This window comes from Paenibacillus sp. MT86 (genome assembly GCF_058792535.1).
On record NZ_CM179499.1, the window covers coordinates 4,867,695 to 4,884,152 of the forward strand.

18 protein-coding genes and 1 pseudogene are annotated in these 16,458 nt (G+C 48.7%); 5 read left to right on the forward strand and 14 right to left on the reverse strand.

The window, feature by feature from the left end; all coding sequences use genetic code 11:
• Window positions 1–28: 28 nt before the first annotated feature.
• From AC3RCL_RS21835 to AC3RCL_RS21860, 6 genes are all read right to left on the reverse strand, one after another.
• Window positions 29–544, reverse strand: a complete 516-nt coding sequence (locus AC3RCL_RS21835) for a hypothetical protein (RefSeq protein WP_096775903.1) — start codon at window positions 542–544, stop codon at window positions 29–31.
• Window positions 545–559: 15 nt separating this feature from the next.
• On the reverse strand, window positions 560–1,441 hold the full coding sequence (locus AC3RCL_RS21840; RefSeq protein ID WP_492531926.1) for an alpha/beta fold hydrolase: 882 nt from the start codon (window positions 1,439–1,441) through the stop codon (window positions 560–562).
• 26 nt (window positions 1,442–1,467) lie between these two features.
• Complete coding sequence (locus AC3RCL_RS21845) at window positions 1,468–2,166, reverse strand: HAD family hydrolase (RefSeq protein WP_492531928.1); 699 nt, start codon at window positions 2,164–2,166, stop codon at window positions 1,468–1,470.
• 16 nt (window positions 2,167–2,182) lie between these two features.
• Entirely contained in the window at window positions 2,183–2,650 is a 468-nt protein-coding gene (locus AC3RCL_RS21850; RefSeq protein WP_096775906.1) for an NUDIX domain-containing protein, read from the reverse strand.
• Window positions 2,651–2,740: 90 nt separating this feature from the next.
• On the reverse strand, window positions 2,741–3,283 hold the full coding sequence (locus AC3RCL_RS21855) for a YfiT family bacillithiol transferase (protein WP_015736525.1): 543 nt from the start codon (window positions 3,281–3,283) through the stop codon (window positions 2,741–2,743).
• A gap of 163 nt (window positions 3,284–3,446) precedes the next feature.
• Complete coding sequence (locus AC3RCL_RS21860; RefSeq protein ID WP_192571158.1) at window positions 3,447–3,896, reverse strand: NUDIX domain-containing protein; 450 nt, start codon at window positions 3,894–3,896, stop codon at window positions 3,447–3,449.
• A gap of 436 nt (window positions 3,897–4,332) precedes the next feature.
• Between AC3RCL_RS21860 and AC3RCL_RS21865 the strand changes: the two genes are divergently transcribed.
• From AC3RCL_RS21865 to AC3RCL_RS21875, 3 genes are all read left to right on the forward strand, one after another.
• Window positions 4,333–5,424, forward strand: a complete 1,092-nt coding sequence (locus tag AC3RCL_RS21865) for a class I SAM-dependent methyltransferase (RefSeq protein WP_492531931.1) — start codon at window positions 4,333–4,335, stop codon at window positions 5,422–5,424.
• A 391-nt stretch (window positions 5,425–5,815) separates the two neighbouring features.
• Window positions 5,816–7,300 carry an endonuclease/exonuclease/phosphatase family protein gene (locus AC3RCL_RS21870; RefSeq protein WP_492531933.1) on the forward strand — a complete coding sequence of 495 codons (1,485 nt, stop codon included), beginning with the start codon at window positions 5,816–5,818 and terminating at the stop codon, window positions 7,298–7,300.
• Window positions 7,301–7,520: 220 nt separating this feature from the next.
• A complete protein-coding gene (locus tag AC3RCL_RS21875) occupies window positions 7,521–9,134 on the forward strand; it encodes an acetamidase/formamidase family protein (RefSeq protein ID WP_492531935.1) in 1,614 nt (537 codons plus the stop codon).
• 31 nt (window positions 9,135–9,165) lie between these two features.
• Here AC3RCL_RS21875 and AC3RCL_RS21880 read toward each other — a convergent pair whose 3' ends face one another.
• Window positions 9,166–9,642, reverse strand: coding sequence for a DinB family protein (locus AC3RCL_RS21880; RefSeq protein WP_492531937.1), 477 nt, complete (start codon window positions 9,640–9,642; stop codon window positions 9,166–9,168).
• 40 nt (window positions 9,643–9,682) lie between these two features.
• Window positions 9,683–10,360 (reverse strand): class I SAM-dependent methyltransferase, encoded by a 678-nt coding sequence (locus AC3RCL_RS21885; protein ID WP_492531939.1) that lies wholly within the window; start codon window positions 10,358–10,360, stop codon window positions 9,683–9,685.
• Between the two features lie 531 nt (window positions 10,361–10,891).
• Between AC3RCL_RS21885 and AC3RCL_RS21890 the strand changes: the two genes are divergently transcribed.
• Entirely contained in the window at window positions 10,892–11,953 is a 1,062-nt protein-coding gene (locus AC3RCL_RS21890; RefSeq protein WP_492531941.1) for an S-layer homology domain-containing protein, read from the forward strand.
• Window positions 11,954–12,057: 104 nt separating this feature from the next.
• Here the strand turns inward: AC3RCL_RS21890 and AC3RCL_RS21895 are convergent, their stop codons facing one another.
• The 4 genes and pseudogenes from AC3RCL_RS21895 to AC3RCL_RS21910 all read right to left on the reverse strand — a co-directional run bounded on the left by AC3RCL_RS21895 (window position 12,058) and on the right by AC3RCL_RS21910 (window position 13,885).
• Entirely contained in the window at window positions 12,058–12,501 is a 444-nt protein-coding gene (locus AC3RCL_RS21895) for a GNAT family N-acetyltransferase (protein ID WP_492531943.1), read from the reverse strand.
• Between the two features lie 38 nt (window positions 12,502–12,539).
• Window positions 12,540–13,019 carry a GNAT family N-acetyltransferase gene (locus AC3RCL_RS21900; RefSeq protein ID WP_492536431.1) on the reverse strand — a complete coding sequence of 160 codons (480 nt, stop codon included), beginning with the start codon at window positions 13,017–13,019 and terminating at the stop codon, window positions 12,540–12,542.
• A pseudogene (locus AC3RCL_RS21905) lies at window positions 13,011–13,460 on the reverse strand (GNAT family N-acetyltransferase); the annotation flags it as partial. The gene AC3RCL_RS21900 and the pseudogene AC3RCL_RS21905, both read right to left, overlap by 9 nt.
• 113 nt (window positions 13,461–13,573) lie before the next feature.
• Window positions 13,574–13,885, reverse strand: a complete 312-nt coding sequence (locus AC3RCL_RS21910) for a nuclear transport factor 2 family protein (protein ID WP_492531945.1) — start codon at window positions 13,883–13,885, stop codon at window positions 13,574–13,576.
• 105 nt (window positions 13,886–13,990) lie between these two features.
• On the opposite strand from AC3RCL_RS21910, the gene AC3RCL_RS21915 reads away from it, so the two are divergent.
• The gene (locus AC3RCL_RS21915) at window positions 13,991–14,251 is read left to right on the forward strand and encodes a hypothetical protein (protein ID WP_096775918.1); all 261 of its coding nucleotides are present in this window, start codon (window positions 13,991–13,993) and stop codon (window positions 14,249–14,251) included.
• Between the two features lie 169 nt (window positions 14,252–14,420).
• Here the strand turns inward: AC3RCL_RS21915 and AC3RCL_RS21920 are convergent, their stop codons facing one another.
• The gene (locus AC3RCL_RS21920) at window positions 14,421–15,110 is read right to left on the reverse strand and encodes a stalk domain-containing protein (protein WP_277746494.1); all 690 of its coding nucleotides are present in this window, start codon (window positions 15,108–15,110) and stop codon (window positions 14,421–14,423) included.
• 70 nt (window positions 15,111–15,180) lie between these two features.
• Window positions 15,181–16,389 (reverse strand): TolB-like translocation protein, encoded by a 1,209-nt coding sequence (locus AC3RCL_RS21925; RefSeq protein ID WP_492531948.1) that lies wholly within the window; start codon window positions 16,387–16,389, stop codon window positions 15,181–15,183.
• Window positions 16,390–16,458 lie beyond the last annotated feature (69 nt).

A 16,458-nucleotide genomic window follows, 5' to 3' on the forward strand; every position in this document is an offset into this window, starting at 1 on the left:
TGTCCCCCTATCCAGCCCGCTTACGGAATTAATTCTCCGCGGATGTTCCTTGTCTTCTGTTCATGATGTGCTGTATCAGTTTGTACATGAAGCACAGCAGCAGCGAGAAGGCAATCATCATAAAATACGTGTTCCAATTGAAAAATTGATTGTTCATATGTATCGAAAGGAGTCCGCCGGACGTTATCGATTCGATGTGATCCCAGTCCGTTTGGCCCCACCTCAATTGGAAAGCCTCGGCTAGGATTTCTCTATAGATTTCGAGTCGATGAAGCTGATATGCATAACCCGCTGTGATATAGCCAGCCAGAGCTAAGATCACGAGGCTTAACCAGCTGAGAGGCATCTTCAGATCTTTAAAAATACGAATCCATTGATAGACCAACATAAGAAAAAGAATGCTTAAAGGGATGAGCAGCAGGATGGCAGGATTGCCGTTTCCGGAGCTGCTGCCAGGTCGAGGCGTCATCATATTGCCGAATAGAACCACGCCTAGCAAGGCAAGCGCAATGATGATTAAAGCGGCAAAACGTCTCATTTTCATATCGGCACACCTCGCTCAAGCTTCCTTGCAAAAGCCTATAATCTCTTCATGAACGAGCTCCGGCATCTCATGGTTAATGGCGTGACCCGCCCCGTTAACGATGCGGTAGCGCATCCCGTTCGTCTCCAATCTGGCAACCGCTTTCGGATAATGACTAAGCAAATCCCGCTCGCCAATAACGAACATGGACTTGCTGCGAATAGCCTGAATGTCGGCAGGCGAATGGATCGTAATCGCATGCTTCATCATGGAGCGATTGTTGAAGTACTTCAGCAAGTAGAACCAGTGCTGCATAAGCTCCGGGTTGTTCTCAAATGCATCTGCATGGGTACCGCACAGCTTACGAAGCAATGAACGCACATTCCGTTCCGAAGGGAATAAGGCTTCCGGCAGAAAAGCCCGCATCATTTTGCTCATCACTTCTAACTGGCTTCCGGCAATGCTTCCAGCCAAACATACAATCTTGTTCACACGATCCGGTCTGACGATGGCGTAATGATAGGCCAGATAAGCTCCGTAGGATACGCCCGCGATATAGACAGCGTCCACGTTCATTGCCTCAAGGACCTCGTCCAACCATGTTGCCTGATTGAATTCGCGAGCATACTTGTCGTTCGGCTCGCTCTTCCCGGACCCTCCGATGTTGTCCACCGCGATGATATGAAAGTTACGGGATAGCTCCTCCACGTTATATATCCACATCATGGCGACGTTATCGCCCGTTCCATGCAGTAGCAGCAGCGGAGGAAGATCCGAAGAACCTACTGTTATAACGTGGGTCATACCGTAGGAAGTAGAAATATTATGCTGCTCATACGGTACCGTCCACGCTGACAGCAGGCGGTCGTAGGATGCATAGACGAGCTTTTGTCCATGATTGCTTTTGAATCGCTTCAATGCCTGCACCTCCAATGACATAAAATTTATCTTATGCACTTGCCTTCATGGTGTTCGGCATATATAGGGATCAATTGTTCCAGCTTATGTATGGTCCTGTATGGCTTCACGTCCAAAGAGTCGTCCCATCTCCCGTCTCTTGTATACCAGATGGCTTTGATACCGCATTGTGCGGCCCCGATTATATCGTTATGCGGATGGTCTCCGACGTACCATGTTTCTGATGGCGTCACGTGAAGTTGGTTCAGAGCTCTCGTAAAGATTGCCGGCTCCGGCTTTTTGACGCCAGCCTCTTCGGAGATCACGATAGAATCGAAGTATTCGCGAATCCCCAGCTGATGGATCTTGCCCTCTTGGACTTGAACGGTTCCATTGGTGATAATGCCAAGCTTAAGTCCCCAAGTCTTAAACTCGCGCAGGATGGAAACCAGCTGATCCATCGGCTGGATACAACTGGCGATTTCCCCTCTGAAAAATGACAGGTATTCATCCGCCTTCGGGGGATTCACCCACGGAAGCTGCTCGACCAGCATCTCATACACTTCGCGCTTATCCCGATAGCCGTTATGATCCGCTTCCTTGAATCGCTTGGCTATCATCATTTGGGCAGCTTCATCGGAATCGGGAAAGTACCTGGCAATCAACCGCTTGATGAACGTGTTAATCGCTGCCCTTCTGTCCGTTAATGTCTCATCCAGATCGAAGATGATCGCTTTTACTGTCATAGGCGCCTGCTTTCTATTAAAAATGGGCTCTCTCTCCATTTCCCTTGATGAAGATAGGTTCCGGATATTTCAAAGCCGTCTGTGGCCGCTGATCCTCCGGATAGAACGCCAGCTCCGCAAACTCGTCATTCTCCGGGTCCAGCTCACCGCTCACAACGCTGCACTCGAACACAATGGTCAGGTACTCCACTTGGTGCCCATTGCTGTATGTATATCGGCGTTCTTTTCCGCCATACACCCCAATGATTCGCTCAGGATTGATATCAAGCCCCGTCTCTTCCTTCGCCTCGCGAATCATCGCCTCCGCCGGCGACTCACCCAGCTCGATGGCACCTGCTACAAGGCCCCATAATTCTTCCTGATGCTTTCTTCCGAACAAAATATCATCCTGATCATTTCGGATAATGCCTGCAACGGACGGCATGAATATCAGCTGATCTCCGATCTTGTCTCTCAAATCTTTATAGTAATCCGACATTCCCATGGCTTTACGCTCCTTTGGTTTTGTTCTTCATGCTGACATGGAAGGCTTAGAATCTACCTTCTTCTGCCTGGATCTCCAGCTCATATGGGCTCACTCCTTATGTAACTTCACAGTTTCGAGGTTCGCTATGGATCTAATCTGTGCGATATGATGCTGGTTGTGCCATACGAATCGCTGCAGGGCAATGTCCAGGGTAAAGCTGCCGAGCACTTGGGTTCTCATGGTTCTTTTGAAATCCTCGGGATGTAGATCCTTAAGCAGGATAAGAAAACGAAAATGGAGTGTTTCCAGAAGCGAGAGCGAGTTCTCCACGGGAACTTCCGTGTAATCGCTCAGCTCAGCCCATAAATCCTCCCGGTACGAGCTTGCCAGCGGCTCATCCTCGGTCAATGCCCGTTTGAATCGCAAGTAAGCGTTCATGTCGTTATCGGCGAGGTGGTGCACGATTTGCTGAATGCTCCAGCCACCTTCACGGTATGGCATGTGCAGCTGGGAAAGAGGACACTTCATGATGATTTGCCGAAGCGTCGGTACGATTGAAGGGATCTGCTGCATAAACTTCTGTCTGTCCTCCAAAGTTGGCTCCACCAATGGCTCAAAGGAGCCCAGGGGATAACGGATGCTGACCACCACTTCCTTACCTCCTCAATACATCATCGTACCCTTCATATGTTTCTAGTCGCAGATAGATCGAATAAACAATACACCGGATAATACGGAAAGCAGCATGTGTATTTCCGGTTTCCATAACACCGCTAAGAATTATGATTATGCGATGCCCCCGAAGTTAGAAGCGTTAAGACGGATGAAACAGCGCAAGCGGGTGCTGTACGCCTTTTTCGAGGCTCTCCACAATCCGCCTCATAACTTCGGCATCCCGGAATATCATGCTGTCATCCGCGAAGATATCAGGCAGCGTGACCCAGCGGCAATCCTTGATCTCGTCAGCACCCAACTCAAGCGAGCCCCCCGTCACGATTCCGGTAAAATGAAACATGACGACATGGTAATTCAAACTGCTGATGAACTGATAAACCCCTGTTGTGCCCGTCAGTTGTACTTCATACCCTGTTTCTTCCTTCACTTCTCTAATAGCCGCCTCAAACATCGTTTCCCCAGGCTCGATGCGCCCTCCCGGGAAGTTCCAGGTATCCCGAACCGAAGGTTTATTTTCTTGGATAATAAACACTTGATCTCCCTGTACGAGGGTAACGCTGACCACAAGCACGATCCCATTTTCCGTCATATCCACAATCCTTTGCACATGATCTACATAAACAGAACCCGCCTTTGGCGTTAACCACGAGGAGGGTTCTTGGATGAAATATCTGGTAACTCCCCTTATTCTACCGTTAACGCACATAACACGCAATCGCACGACGTTGTTGAGCCTTCAACTCGAATGCCTCTCCTTCCCAAGCATTTGGCCCACCGCTGCTAGAAGTCTTTTTTAAAGATAGAGTCACGCGTCGGGTCAAGCTAATAAGGCAGAGAGTATATTATTGAAGACTGAATGCTCCAGAACATCGCCCCATGATCATGATGTCAAACTCTCCGGTCACCCTTCTGAATGCCAGTATTGCAAGAAGCAAGCATGTTCTACTGAACACTCCCATCGGAGATTTTTCTACCTATTTATTTTCTTCGAAATAAGGAAACTACGATAAATTGGAGGTTGAGCGATGTCCGGGTATGTAAATGTTGATGTCCCGATCGAACTGCTGTTCACGGATCTGATTACGGAGGAAAGAAAAAAGGATATTCCCAACTACACCGATGGCTGGTACGAACATCATAAGCTTTCCGCTGATATGCCGATCATGCGTTTTGATTCGCACAAGAGCCTGTACCGATATTTCATGAACGAACAAGCCAGCCCGTCCGCGTACCTGGATTGGTATAAGAAGATCTTTCTCGCCAGGGGAATCGACCCGCCTTTACAGGATGAAGAAGTCCTCTCCTTTAGGAAAAACCAGTATCACATGATGAAGGTGGATCTGTCGTCCAATAGCGCTTTTTTTCACCAAGACCCGCCTTTGGTGAAATTTAATCGCGCAGGAGGTTATTTTAACCTGAGGGACGGACATCACAGGTCGACTTTTTTGTATTGCCAAGGTAAACGGAGCATGAAAGTCAAAATGTCCAGCGAAGATTATATGGACTGGATGAATATCGAAGGGCTGTCAGAGGTTGCCGATTCTTTTCAGAGATATCAACGGAGCCTTATTTATACCCCCATACTGCACCCTTCCTATCTTCATTTGAAGAGCGAGCGCGATCAAGCCTATCCGACAAGACTTGATGTCATTATGGATTTCTTGGGTACACGTTCTCTTCTCGGCACGAAAGTGATCGATATCGGCTGCAATATCGGATATTACGCGCGGCATTTCGCCCGCCAAGGTGCGCACGTAACCGGATTGGAGCCGCTGGCTGAGCATTATGATCTGGCTTTGCGGCTGAATCGGCTGGAAAGGGTGAACTTTGACCTGCTTCCGGACCGCTTCGAATCTTCATCAAGACTTCAGCGGTATGAGATCGGCCTCCTGTTAACCGTTTTTTATCATCATATGGGAGACCAAGATATCCGTAACGCTTTTATGCGGAAAATCAATCAATGCATTACTGATATGCTCTTCTGGGAATCAGGCGGCGAGCCGGAAACGGAAAAAGCGTTGCTGCTGCAAAATACGCATTTCACCCGGTATGTAAAGCTGGCGGCCACATCGGGCACAGGGAAAGTAAGGGAACTCGGCGTATTCTTAAAAACCTGAAATGGGTGGTTACAAAAAACTCGGAAGCCTGTGCTTCTTGAGGCGTTATTTACGTTCATGACGGTATTGAGGTCAAAGGGGCCTGCAGGACAATGGTCTTCTTGGCCTCATTCTTGTTCCCTACCACTGCGGAGCCGGAAACAACCGGAGAGGCGGAGCTAGGTTTACATATTACGAACAGCCTGATGGACTTTTCATGGATCAACCCGCGAGGGATCACAGGTGGCTTTCCTCCACGAATAACCAAAACAACAGCAAAAACCTAAAAAAATGTAAATACGCAGCCCGCTAAAAATACGATATGATATGGGCAAATCAGGAAGGGAGGACAAGTGACCTGCTTAGCATCCATTAGGAACATATTCTTGCACATGACAAAGGAGGAATTTTAATGAGAATCCCCAAAATCACCAGCCTGTTCATGATGCTTACATTTCTGACGACGGCATCGCTATCCGCTTCCGGCGAAATGGGAAGCACCGCGGAAGCCTCGTCGGGTCCTTTAAAGGTTATGAGCTTCAACTTGCGGTATGCCGCCAATGACAGTCAGCCCTGGGAGAACCGCCGCCCAGTCACCAGAAACCTCATCCTGGAGCATCAGCCGGACGTCATTGGAACGCAGGAAGGACTTCACCGGCAAATCGTGGATCTGGAGAATGATCTGCCGGGATATGATCGGATCGGAGTCGGACGTGAAGGCGGAAGCCTAGGGGAATATATGGCGATTTTTTATAATACGGAACGGCTGAGGCCACTGGAGCAGTCTCACTTTTGGCTGTCCGATACGCCCCAGACGATCAGCTCGGCCAGCTGGGGCAACCAAATTCCGCGGATGGCAACCTGGGTTCGCTTTCAGGATCTTCGAAACGGCAAAACCTTCTATATGGTGAACACGCATCTGGATCATCAATCCGAGGTTTCCCGGCAGAAGAGTGCGGCACTTATCGTTGATAAGATGAAGGCATTTGACCCGGATATCCCCGTTGTAATCACCGGCGATTTCAACACGCTTCCGGGGAGCGATACGTATTCGATTTTTACAAGCAACGGGTTGTCGGATGCGCATGTCACGGCCAAGAAGCGAACCAACGATGATCTGGGAACCTTCCATAACTACAAGGACCCTACGGGCGGCGGCAGCGGAAACCGGATCGACTGGATTTTGCACGGCCAAGGTTGGAATGTCCTGCACAGCGAGATTATCAACTACAAGGAAGACGACCAATACCCTAGCGATCATTATCCCGTCATGATGGAGGGCACCCTGCAACAATCCAACAAAACCACCGGAGAAACGGTGCCCAAGCAGCCCTTGACCACGGCTCTGCATATCACCGAAGTGGTCGCCAACTCGAACGAGCAAGGGAATTACAATTATGTGGAGATCTATAACCCCACGAACCGGGAAATCGACCTGGAAGGGTATCAAATCTACTACTATTACGACCCTGCCCTTCCGTTCGACAAATCCAAGTCCAACCGCTGGACCATTACGAAGGATCGCTACAGCACCAACACCCTTATCGGCCCGAATGAAACCAAGGTGGTCTGGATCAAGAAGCAGCCTTGCTGTTATGACCTGAGCTTGGAGCAGTTCCTTGCCAACTATCATGCCGAAGGGGATGAGCTCTTACCGTCTCAGGTGCTTGCCGTCTTCACGCCGGGCAACAATCAGGGCCTGAACGGAACCTCCACCAGCGGACGTTCCTTGGGTATTTCATCGCCATCCGGCACGCATCTCGTAGGGGTCCAGTTTAATAACGGACAGCTGGATGCCGGAGTGAACGAATCGATCACCTATCAGGAGCCTGCGCCGCTGATGAGCATTATGAAGAAAAAAGACACATTTCAGCGCCCTTCCCCTGGTCAGCCGTAAGCTTCATACTCCAAAAAAACAGATAAACCTTCCACATGCCATGACTCAGGCTCATGGTGCGTGGAAGGTTTTTTAGGTATTCACCCTCAGAAATCTAGTTCTATGTAATTAATTTCATCTTTTCATGTCATATAACATAACATAAATATTGTTAAACTTATCCTTCTCCATGTATAATGCTGCTAGATTGATAATATGCACAGGATATGGGGGAGATAATATGTCATCAAGGAAAAGGAATACTCGCTTTCATTCCATCACCGCAGCTTTATGTACGATTTCCTTGTTCGCCGCTGTACCCGCGCAAGCCGCTGCCCTCGATTCGTTTCCCATCCTGCAATCCACCAGCAATGAGCAACTCGGAGCCGATTATTATGTCCCCAGCACCGTAGAGAATATCAGTTGGGGGCATCTACCGAATCGGGACAGCAAATCCATCATGACCGTTACCTCCGGCAGCACCGTCACGTTTGATACGATATCCCATGAAGGCATCCTTGAAGACCAGGGAAGGGATCCGGAGAAGTACTTTGCTTCCTTCGGCATCCGGCCGGATCAAGTGCTAGATGACGCTAAAGCGGTTGCTGCCTCTGAGCTGCAGCATGATTTTGACAACGATGGACCGCATGTCGTAACGGGACCGATCGGAATCCAGGGAGCAGAACCTGGAGACGTGTTGAAGGTCGAGGTTCTTTCTCTCACCCCCCGGGTTCCCTACGGCGTCATATCCAACCGGCATTATAAGGGTGCCCTTCCCGGCGAATATCCCGAGAATGAAGGGCGCAAGGAAGGAGCAAGCGCAGCAAATCCGGAGTTATACCAAAATATTTCCAAATTCACGCCGGTAGAAGAAATCAACGGTAAACTCTATGGCGTGCTTCCCGTTGAACAGGGCGGGCATGTCCGCTTCCCGCTCAAGCCTTTTATGGGACTTATGGGCGTCGCACCGGATACCAGTGAAAAAGTTAGCAGCGTCCCGCCGATCGAAACCGGAGGCAATATCGATATCAATGAGCTTGGCGTCGGATCTACACTGTATCTTCCGATTCAGGTAAAAGGCGGGCTCTTCTATACCGGCGATCCTCATTTTGCACAGGGAGACGGCGAGGTTGCCTTGACCGCAATGGAGGCCTCCCTTCGCGGTACCTTCCGGTTGACGGTGCTGAAAGCTGGCGATCCATCCTTGCCGCGTGCAGAGCTCAAGCAGCCTTTTGCCGAAACGGAGGATTACTGGATTCCCGTCGGTCTCGACCCCGATCTGGATGAGGCCATGAAGGAAGCGGTGCGCGAAGCCCTTGGCTTCTTGAATGAGAAGCTGGGCATGGATCGCGCAACGGCCTACGCCTACATGAGTGCGGCTACGGACTACGAGGTCTCCCAAGTAGTGGACAAAACCAAAGGTATACATGCGCTGATTCATAAGCGGCATTTTATCAACAATCTTAAGCTGTCGATCGCCATCAACGGCTCGGCACTAGGCTCCTCCATCATCGGGGATGAGTTCTATGTTCCCCTCCGTCCGCTCGCTGAAGGTTTGGGATATGAAGTGGAGTGGGACCCTAAACGGCATGCGGCCTTAGCAACCGCCCCGGGCAAAAACTTAACCGTCCCGATCGGACAGTCAATCTATGAAATGGATGGCAAGGCGGTGTACAACAGCGAAGCGGCCATCATGAAGAATGGCATAACCATGATTCCCATCAAAACAATCCCTGCTCGGAGCCCATGTGAACTGGACCACCAGCGGGAATGTGCTGAAAGCCAGCGTAACGCCTTCCCTGAATTAATCTTGTGCACTTGTCTATATAATTGTACCGAAAAAAGGCCCCTTTAGCTGGAAACGCCATCTAAGGGGGGCTCGTTCATTAGATCGATGTGGTTTTATATTGAACCGTCAAACACTGCTTGGCGATATAAAAAATTTGACCCATATGCTCCGAATAATGCGTAGCGCACTGATGCAGGATGTCGAGATTGCTCCGTTCTTTTCCCCGGACCGATTGAACCCCTTCAAAGTCCTGACTCGACATGGATTTTACCGTATCGATCAGGAACTGGAACCGATTCTTCACAATCTGGATCAGATCATCCCGGCTGACAAATACCTGGGTCAACTCCTGCTCCCGGTTTCGCGGGGCAACGTCTTGTTGCAATATCCCTTTCATGACCCGTTCTTGAATGTTGCCTTCGATGTGCCTGATCAACGTAGATATGCTCAGACTGGAATGATTGGGCCGCCAATTCACTTGCTCATCGTTTAACTGCACCAACGCTTTCAAGATACGGCTGCGGATGTTTTCAAATTTGTCCTCCAGCCACTTCCGGTTGAACTCATGATCCATATCGCACACTCCTTATTCGGTATGATAAAAGATCCTTGATTCACGCCTTCATCGCTTTCCAGATATATTTGTGCTCGCGAACTCCAAGCTGGCCGTCGATCTGGTTCTCCCGTATCCTGGCCTCGAGCTCACCCTTCATTTCCGGTAAAGTATAATCGGGATTGCCTGGCGTATCCGACAGGTTTAATGCAAATTCGTGGGCATTCGGGAAGTACATAATCGCTTCATTATACTCCTCAATCTCGACATTCATGTAGCCATTCTCCGACAATCGCCTTCGAACGTGAGTCACATCGGTATGTATCCCGAAGATGGTGCCGCCTGAAGCTAATATCCTGGGATGTTCCAGGATGGAGGTAGGTCCTCTGCGGTCATAGATAAGGTCGAATTGCCCGTCTTGAAAAGGCATCTGTGTCTTCGTCGTGGCAAACACGAATTCCACATTCCGGGTTCCGCTGCTGTCGAGCAATGATTGGGAGATTCGAATCATCTCCGCGGAATTGTCAAAGCCAACGATTTTCTCAGCATGTCTGGACATCCGAAGCGTGAACTCGCCATGCCCGCAGCCTGCGTCCAGCACGGAATGATACTGCGGCAGCATCTCCACCAGCCGCTCCTCAAACACTTCTTCCGCCGATCTTCCGACTACGGTACACACCGCTCTTCCTCTATAGCCGCCATTCCTGCGCGCGATCATGTCATACCAGTCGATTCCCATGCGTTCCCCCCTCCGTGATAGGCTGTACTGCATTCACAATCCAAGATGGCACAACCCTGTCGTTACATGATCTTGTGCATGCCAACAGGTACCGAATCAACGAATCAACCGCTTATTGCTAATGTCTTAAAATATTACCATTTTGTTCCGCAATGTCAACGGTTACATTGAAATTACCCGTCGAAAATCATCCACTTTTAATCGATTTCCCCGGCATTCGTCTTCGCGTCCAATACGCTTCGGATCAAAAACAATGCAAACCGACTCTTTTTTTCAATAGGTAAGGAGGACTAAAAAAGCATTGCTATTGTCATAATTTGTCGTCTACAATGGAGGAATATTCATCCAATCTATCGATACATACAGGAGGATTTCATGTTTTTAAAAAGGTGGCGTCAATTATTATCTTTAACCCTTATTTTATCGTTTTGCATGACATCCGTGGCAAGTGCGGCGGAATCTGGTCAAGCCAAGTATGCATGGGCCAATGAGTCCATTGACTTCCTTAGATCCCATGGGGTTTTTGAGAACATGGAGTATCGGACAAAAACGTTAGGCAGGATGGTGACCAAAGCCGATCTTACCCTTATGGTTCACCGGCTGTTTACCGATTTCCGAGTCGATGCCGATAAGAAGTTCAACATTCCCGGCGTCCCTAACGGGCACCCATCCTACCAGATTTTTAAGGATGTTTACGGCAGCATACCTTCGGCGCCGAACGGATTAATCGGAGCCGCAGACAGAATCAATTACGACGATGAAACCTTCAAGTATATACCGGAGAAAGTGTTAACACGCTGGGACTTGTTGATTACGCTGAATGCGCTGTTCGATGATATTGGTTATTCCTTGGAGTTATCGGACGGTGAGGATATCGCGAGATTGCGGGCGATTAAAGACCTGCCCAAAAGATATTTCAATTCCTACAAGCATTATGACAAATGGAAGTATGCCTATCAGCCACTGGCACCCGAAATCGGATTGATGCAAGACAAAAAATACGGGCCTTCCTTAGCCTCCGATCTGGATTACGTCAAAGCCTATGCACTGCTCGGCTTTGCCGAGGCCGGCATCATGAAACCCGACGCCAAAGGCTATTTTCGCCCGAATCAAAAGGTAACGTTAGCCGAAACGGCGGTCGTCCTGCATCGAATTTACGACTATTTTGATGGCGGCAGCTATGTTCGGGAACCATCGCCGGATGATCTCATTCCGAATGGCACAAGAAACTTTATCTATGCGGGTTCCCCATCAGGACACGGACAAAGTCCGGTTTATGACTTTGCTTTGGTGAATTCCGATGCCCTGCCGGAATTCTATCTGGCCTTGAAGGCTTCGGAGAAAATCGACCTGCAGATCAACGTGAACGGGGAGCCATCCTATTATACTTACGAGCAGTTGAGCAACCCTAAGCAGCCTGTTCGAATCCCCTTGAATGGCGCATACTATGCGGAATTCATCCCCATTATCCGAAGCAAGGGTCAAAAAGCAACCGGCGAAAATAACAACATTGAAGTTATGTATTATTACGCTGATACGTTCCAGGACTTTACCCAAGCCGTATGGTATGAACCCAATCTCCAATTAAAATGACACAAGGGAGTGCATAACTGTTGCATACAGTATGCACTCCCTTTTTTGTCATACAATGCTTGTCGTCCCATCACGCTTTTTTCGAACACCACTAAGTTGATGTCTCAGAGCCCCAGCTTCGCTACGGATTCACCACCCGACCACGGCATAACGCCGATTTCCTCAAAACCCGCTCTGATGTACAACTGTCTGGCCCGTTCGTTCTTCGGATCAAAACTTAGCATAAGGACATCTGTCCGGTCATGCTTGTTTCGGATTTCTTCAACGATGTATCGCAAAGCCTCTTTCCCGTAGCCCTTTCCTTGGAAATTCCCGTCGATCATGAAACGGTAAATCCAATAGTTGCCGTCATCGGCGTCCAAGCCATATAACGCGAACCCGACCATCGTCTGATCATCATAAATGGCCATCGCTTCAAATTGTTCGAGAAATTGATACTGGGCAATCGAATACAGATTGGAGGCAATGAAGCCTTCTTGCTCCGGTTTCGCTTTCAGTTTAATGCATTCGGTCCAATTATCCTTATCTACAGGCTGCAGTCTAATCATGTCAAGCTCCTTCGAATCGTTGATGATATCACACTAGTTTACGCCAAATGTTTAACAAAATAATAGTGCTGATGACCCCTTGGGGCATCGTCAATGCGAGTTATCTCTTGAAATCCATGTTTACGGTAGAATGCCGGCGCCTGAAAGCTGAAGGTATTGAGCTTGATGAAGGTGCATTGCTTTTCTTTTGCGATCGTCTCAATCTCTTGTAGTAATCTTGAGCCATATCCCCGCCCTCGATATCGATCATCGATCCACAGAATATCGACCTCAATCCAATTCCAGCAAAATACACTGTTGATGCCGCCTGCGATCTCTCCTTGCTCATCTTTTATATGTAAGTTGATCTCCTCGTAATTCTGCTGCAAATCTTCTGCGATAAACCGTGCATTAAATTGAATCAGGTTTGTCCGTACCGCAAGCGCTTCTTCCGGGCTGCTTCGATTGATGTTGATTTGCGACAATGGGTCACTCCCCCTTCTCTTAACCTCTTGCTTGGATTGAACATTCAGCTTCATAACTTCCTCATCGCCGAACCAGTTACCCGTTTCAACAAAACCTAGATTGCTGTACAAATTTTTCGCTGTCCGGTTATCCTTATGCACGGTCAGGCGTATTTCCTCGCATTGCGTAAATTGGCTTTGGATCCATGTAATCATCTGGAGTAAAGCTGCTTTGCCATATCCCTTACCCTGTTCCCCCGCATCTATTAAAAAGCCGTTAATCCAATACATATCGGATGAATTCATCACATAGGCATGCATGATAAATCCAACCATTCGGTTCCCCACGTATATCGCAAAGGGAAGGTATTCGACTTCATCACCGTCCGGTTTGATGTAGATCTTGGCGAGAGATACGGCTACCGCCGGTACAAACCCCTGCTGTTGGACCGAAACCTGCATTGCCAATGCTTCTTCCCAGTTCTTTCGGTCAACCGGCTTCAACTCCATGTCCATATCATGGCCCCCCCAAGCGAGCATGCATTAACCCAAATAATACCATATAAAGAAACCCTATTTCCGGGATTAAATGACTTTAGATAAACTTTTCCTAAATACTTCTAACCTTATCAACTATAATCTTCTATCACGGCGATCCTACCGTTTTTAAACGCGAATACGGACTTTCCCTTCATATGAATCTTCTCCCCGGCCTTCATACCGTTAGGTAGATCCTTAGCGAGGATACCCTCGTAGTCAATCTCAATCTGAACCTTGCCATCTTCAAACGAAGAACCAACGATAGTCTGACAACGGTGGGAGAATAACGACTTGGACCGTTCGGCTATTTCCCGAAATTCCTCAATGCCTTTTGTCTCCACGTCCACCGATCCGCTAGAACTATTTCTGAATTCGATCTCCTCATGCAGAAGAGCTATCATCGGCGTCAACCCTGTTTTAGAAAAACTCCGCCTTTTGCTGCGCACACTTCATATCAGATGATCATTTATTATACTGACTCTACTATAGTATAAGAGGTGATTTGAATGGGTCGTATCACTGCTGTTCCTCAACCAGATTTAGTATTAATCAGCTGGTCCAGAAATCCTCTGGTTGCGGGTTCTCCTCGCAGAATTGTTGCTGCCCGCGTCATCGGCAATGCTTCACCTTGCCGGGCTGATTTGACGCCGAATGCATTGCTTAGAACCGCCTTGGCCTGCTTGCAGGATCATGATGTAGGTTTCAAAATCGTATTTCGTCAAAGAACATCCAACATTAGCGGTTACCTGTTATTGCAGCGCAACTAATGAAACGATGGGAGGAGCAGCGTCTTGCTGCTTCTTTTTTATCTACGAGTTTCTAATATGAAAAAGCTCGCAGGCTATTCCGTTCACCCTGCAAGCTTCCTCGTAAGAACCTCTATTTCCTTTTTCATATCTGAAATATATCTCTATCACCTTAGAATTATCTCTATCTTTATTTCAATTGGGCAACGCTTACTGCAACCTTCTCCAGCTGCGCTTTGCTTAAGGAATGATCCGGAGAGCTGATCGTCACGAAGCGGTCATTGATCTGAAATCCCAGCAAATCCGTGTCATCCGGTGTATACCATTTCGCTTTAACCCCATTGGACAATGTAACCGGTTTGCTGTCATATCCATGAGAGTAGTCTCTTGGAGAGATGTACACCGTCATATGTTTGAAGACCATGTTCACGCCATCTGCCGATGCGCCCGTCTTTTGATACACATCGCCTTTTACCATCTGACTTGGAGCGTACGGTGTTTGGAAACCATCAAATTTGGCGAATGCGCTTTTGATCTCTTTTAGTTGGGTATCGCTGTATTTCACGTTGGTCAGCTCGATCGTCTGACCGTTTCCAGGATTACTTCCGATTAACACCTGGTTATTCTTCGCATCGTATCGCACAGGAACTTCCAGCACATCGGCAATCGCGCGTACCGGCAAGTACGTTGTATTCTGATACGTGATCGGAGTCAATTTCTTGCCCGTGTTATAGACGGTACCGTCCACTTTGATGCCGATGCTGTGATTCAGGTAAGCCGAGATTTTCTCCAGGTTGGCTCCCGCATAAACACCTGCCGCTCCCGTTAAGGTCATTCCCAGCACGGCAACCGCCGCGATTGATTTTTTCAACTGTTTCATTTCATTCATCCCTCTCGTTTGTCTCACCAACCTTCCAAGTCGATGAGTCATAGTATGAAGCGCAATAACTTTATTGAAAATCAATGACATGCGTCGCAATTAAAGCTTCTTTATCGTCAATCGTAATTCCCAGTCTTTTTCCAGATGGGCTCCAAGTCAGCGGGTAGACCGGATGGGCCGCAGGATGCACCGCTGAATAATAGGGCGCCATCCAGCTTACTTTCCCGGAAGCCGTATCAAACACATACACGCCGTTCATTCCGCTTTCATTCTCCGAGTACACATCAAAGGCTAATCTGGCAGAATCCGGCGACCAGGACGGGTAAGAAATCAGATTGCCTTTTCCGATTAGCGATCCTTGCAAGCTGCCGGCTGCGTCATAGATCAGTAAATTGCTGCCTGAGTTCCCTTCCGTGTTGGTTGCTGTGGAGACGGCAATGTACTCTCCATCCGGGGAGATGGTGAAACTCCATACATTTTCGATGAGCTGTACCGGCTTCGACTGCCCCGGTTCAACCACCTTAAGCACCTGATTCACATCGGTATAATAGATCCGGCCTTTACTCGCTCCGAATTGGTTGTAAACTTCAACGTCCTCATCCTCAATGGCGGTGGTGGTGTAAGTACCGTCCGTGGAAATGAGACGAATCTCTCCCTTGCCGCTCATGGAGCCTGCCGCAAGAACATAGGTATCCGCATCGAGCCAACCGCCAATTTCCATGTAGTTGTCCCCTTTTACCGGAATGCTCTTGCCGGTATTAAGATCCTTCATGAAATTGTCTGCCGTGTACTTATCCCTCCATTTCTGTACAAAGCTATATCTACCGTCCGGCGAGACTTCTTCCTTGACCAGATATTGGCCTGGATGCGACGCTTCATGATTCGTGAGCTCACGCCGCTCGCCCGTGCTTACGTTCACCTCTTCGGTGGCGTACGCATATTTCGGTTCTTCCGTTGCGGTTGCTTCCTTGACCATTTTGGTGGTAGTGACCCTGACCATATCCTCCGATATCCACGTCTCGATGTTGGACGAGGCAATCCGGTGCGTCTGATTCACGACCACTTCCCGACCGGCCTGCCCGCTCTCCCCGTCAACTACCTTGAGCTTGCGCTCTCCCGGTGTCTTACCTCCTCCGGCATTCGATACAGGCGGCTGGCTGGTTTGACTGCCCGGTTCCACGATCGTCAACCGATCCTGAGACTGGCAGGCCGCAAGGGCTGCAGCCACAGCAACGATAGACAGCAACTTGATCCCATGCTTCCCAAATCTATGTTTCATAACAGGTTTCCTCCAATGCTTCTCCCCCAAGGAGCTTCGGCAGCTGCAACTCATGTGACTTGTCATGCC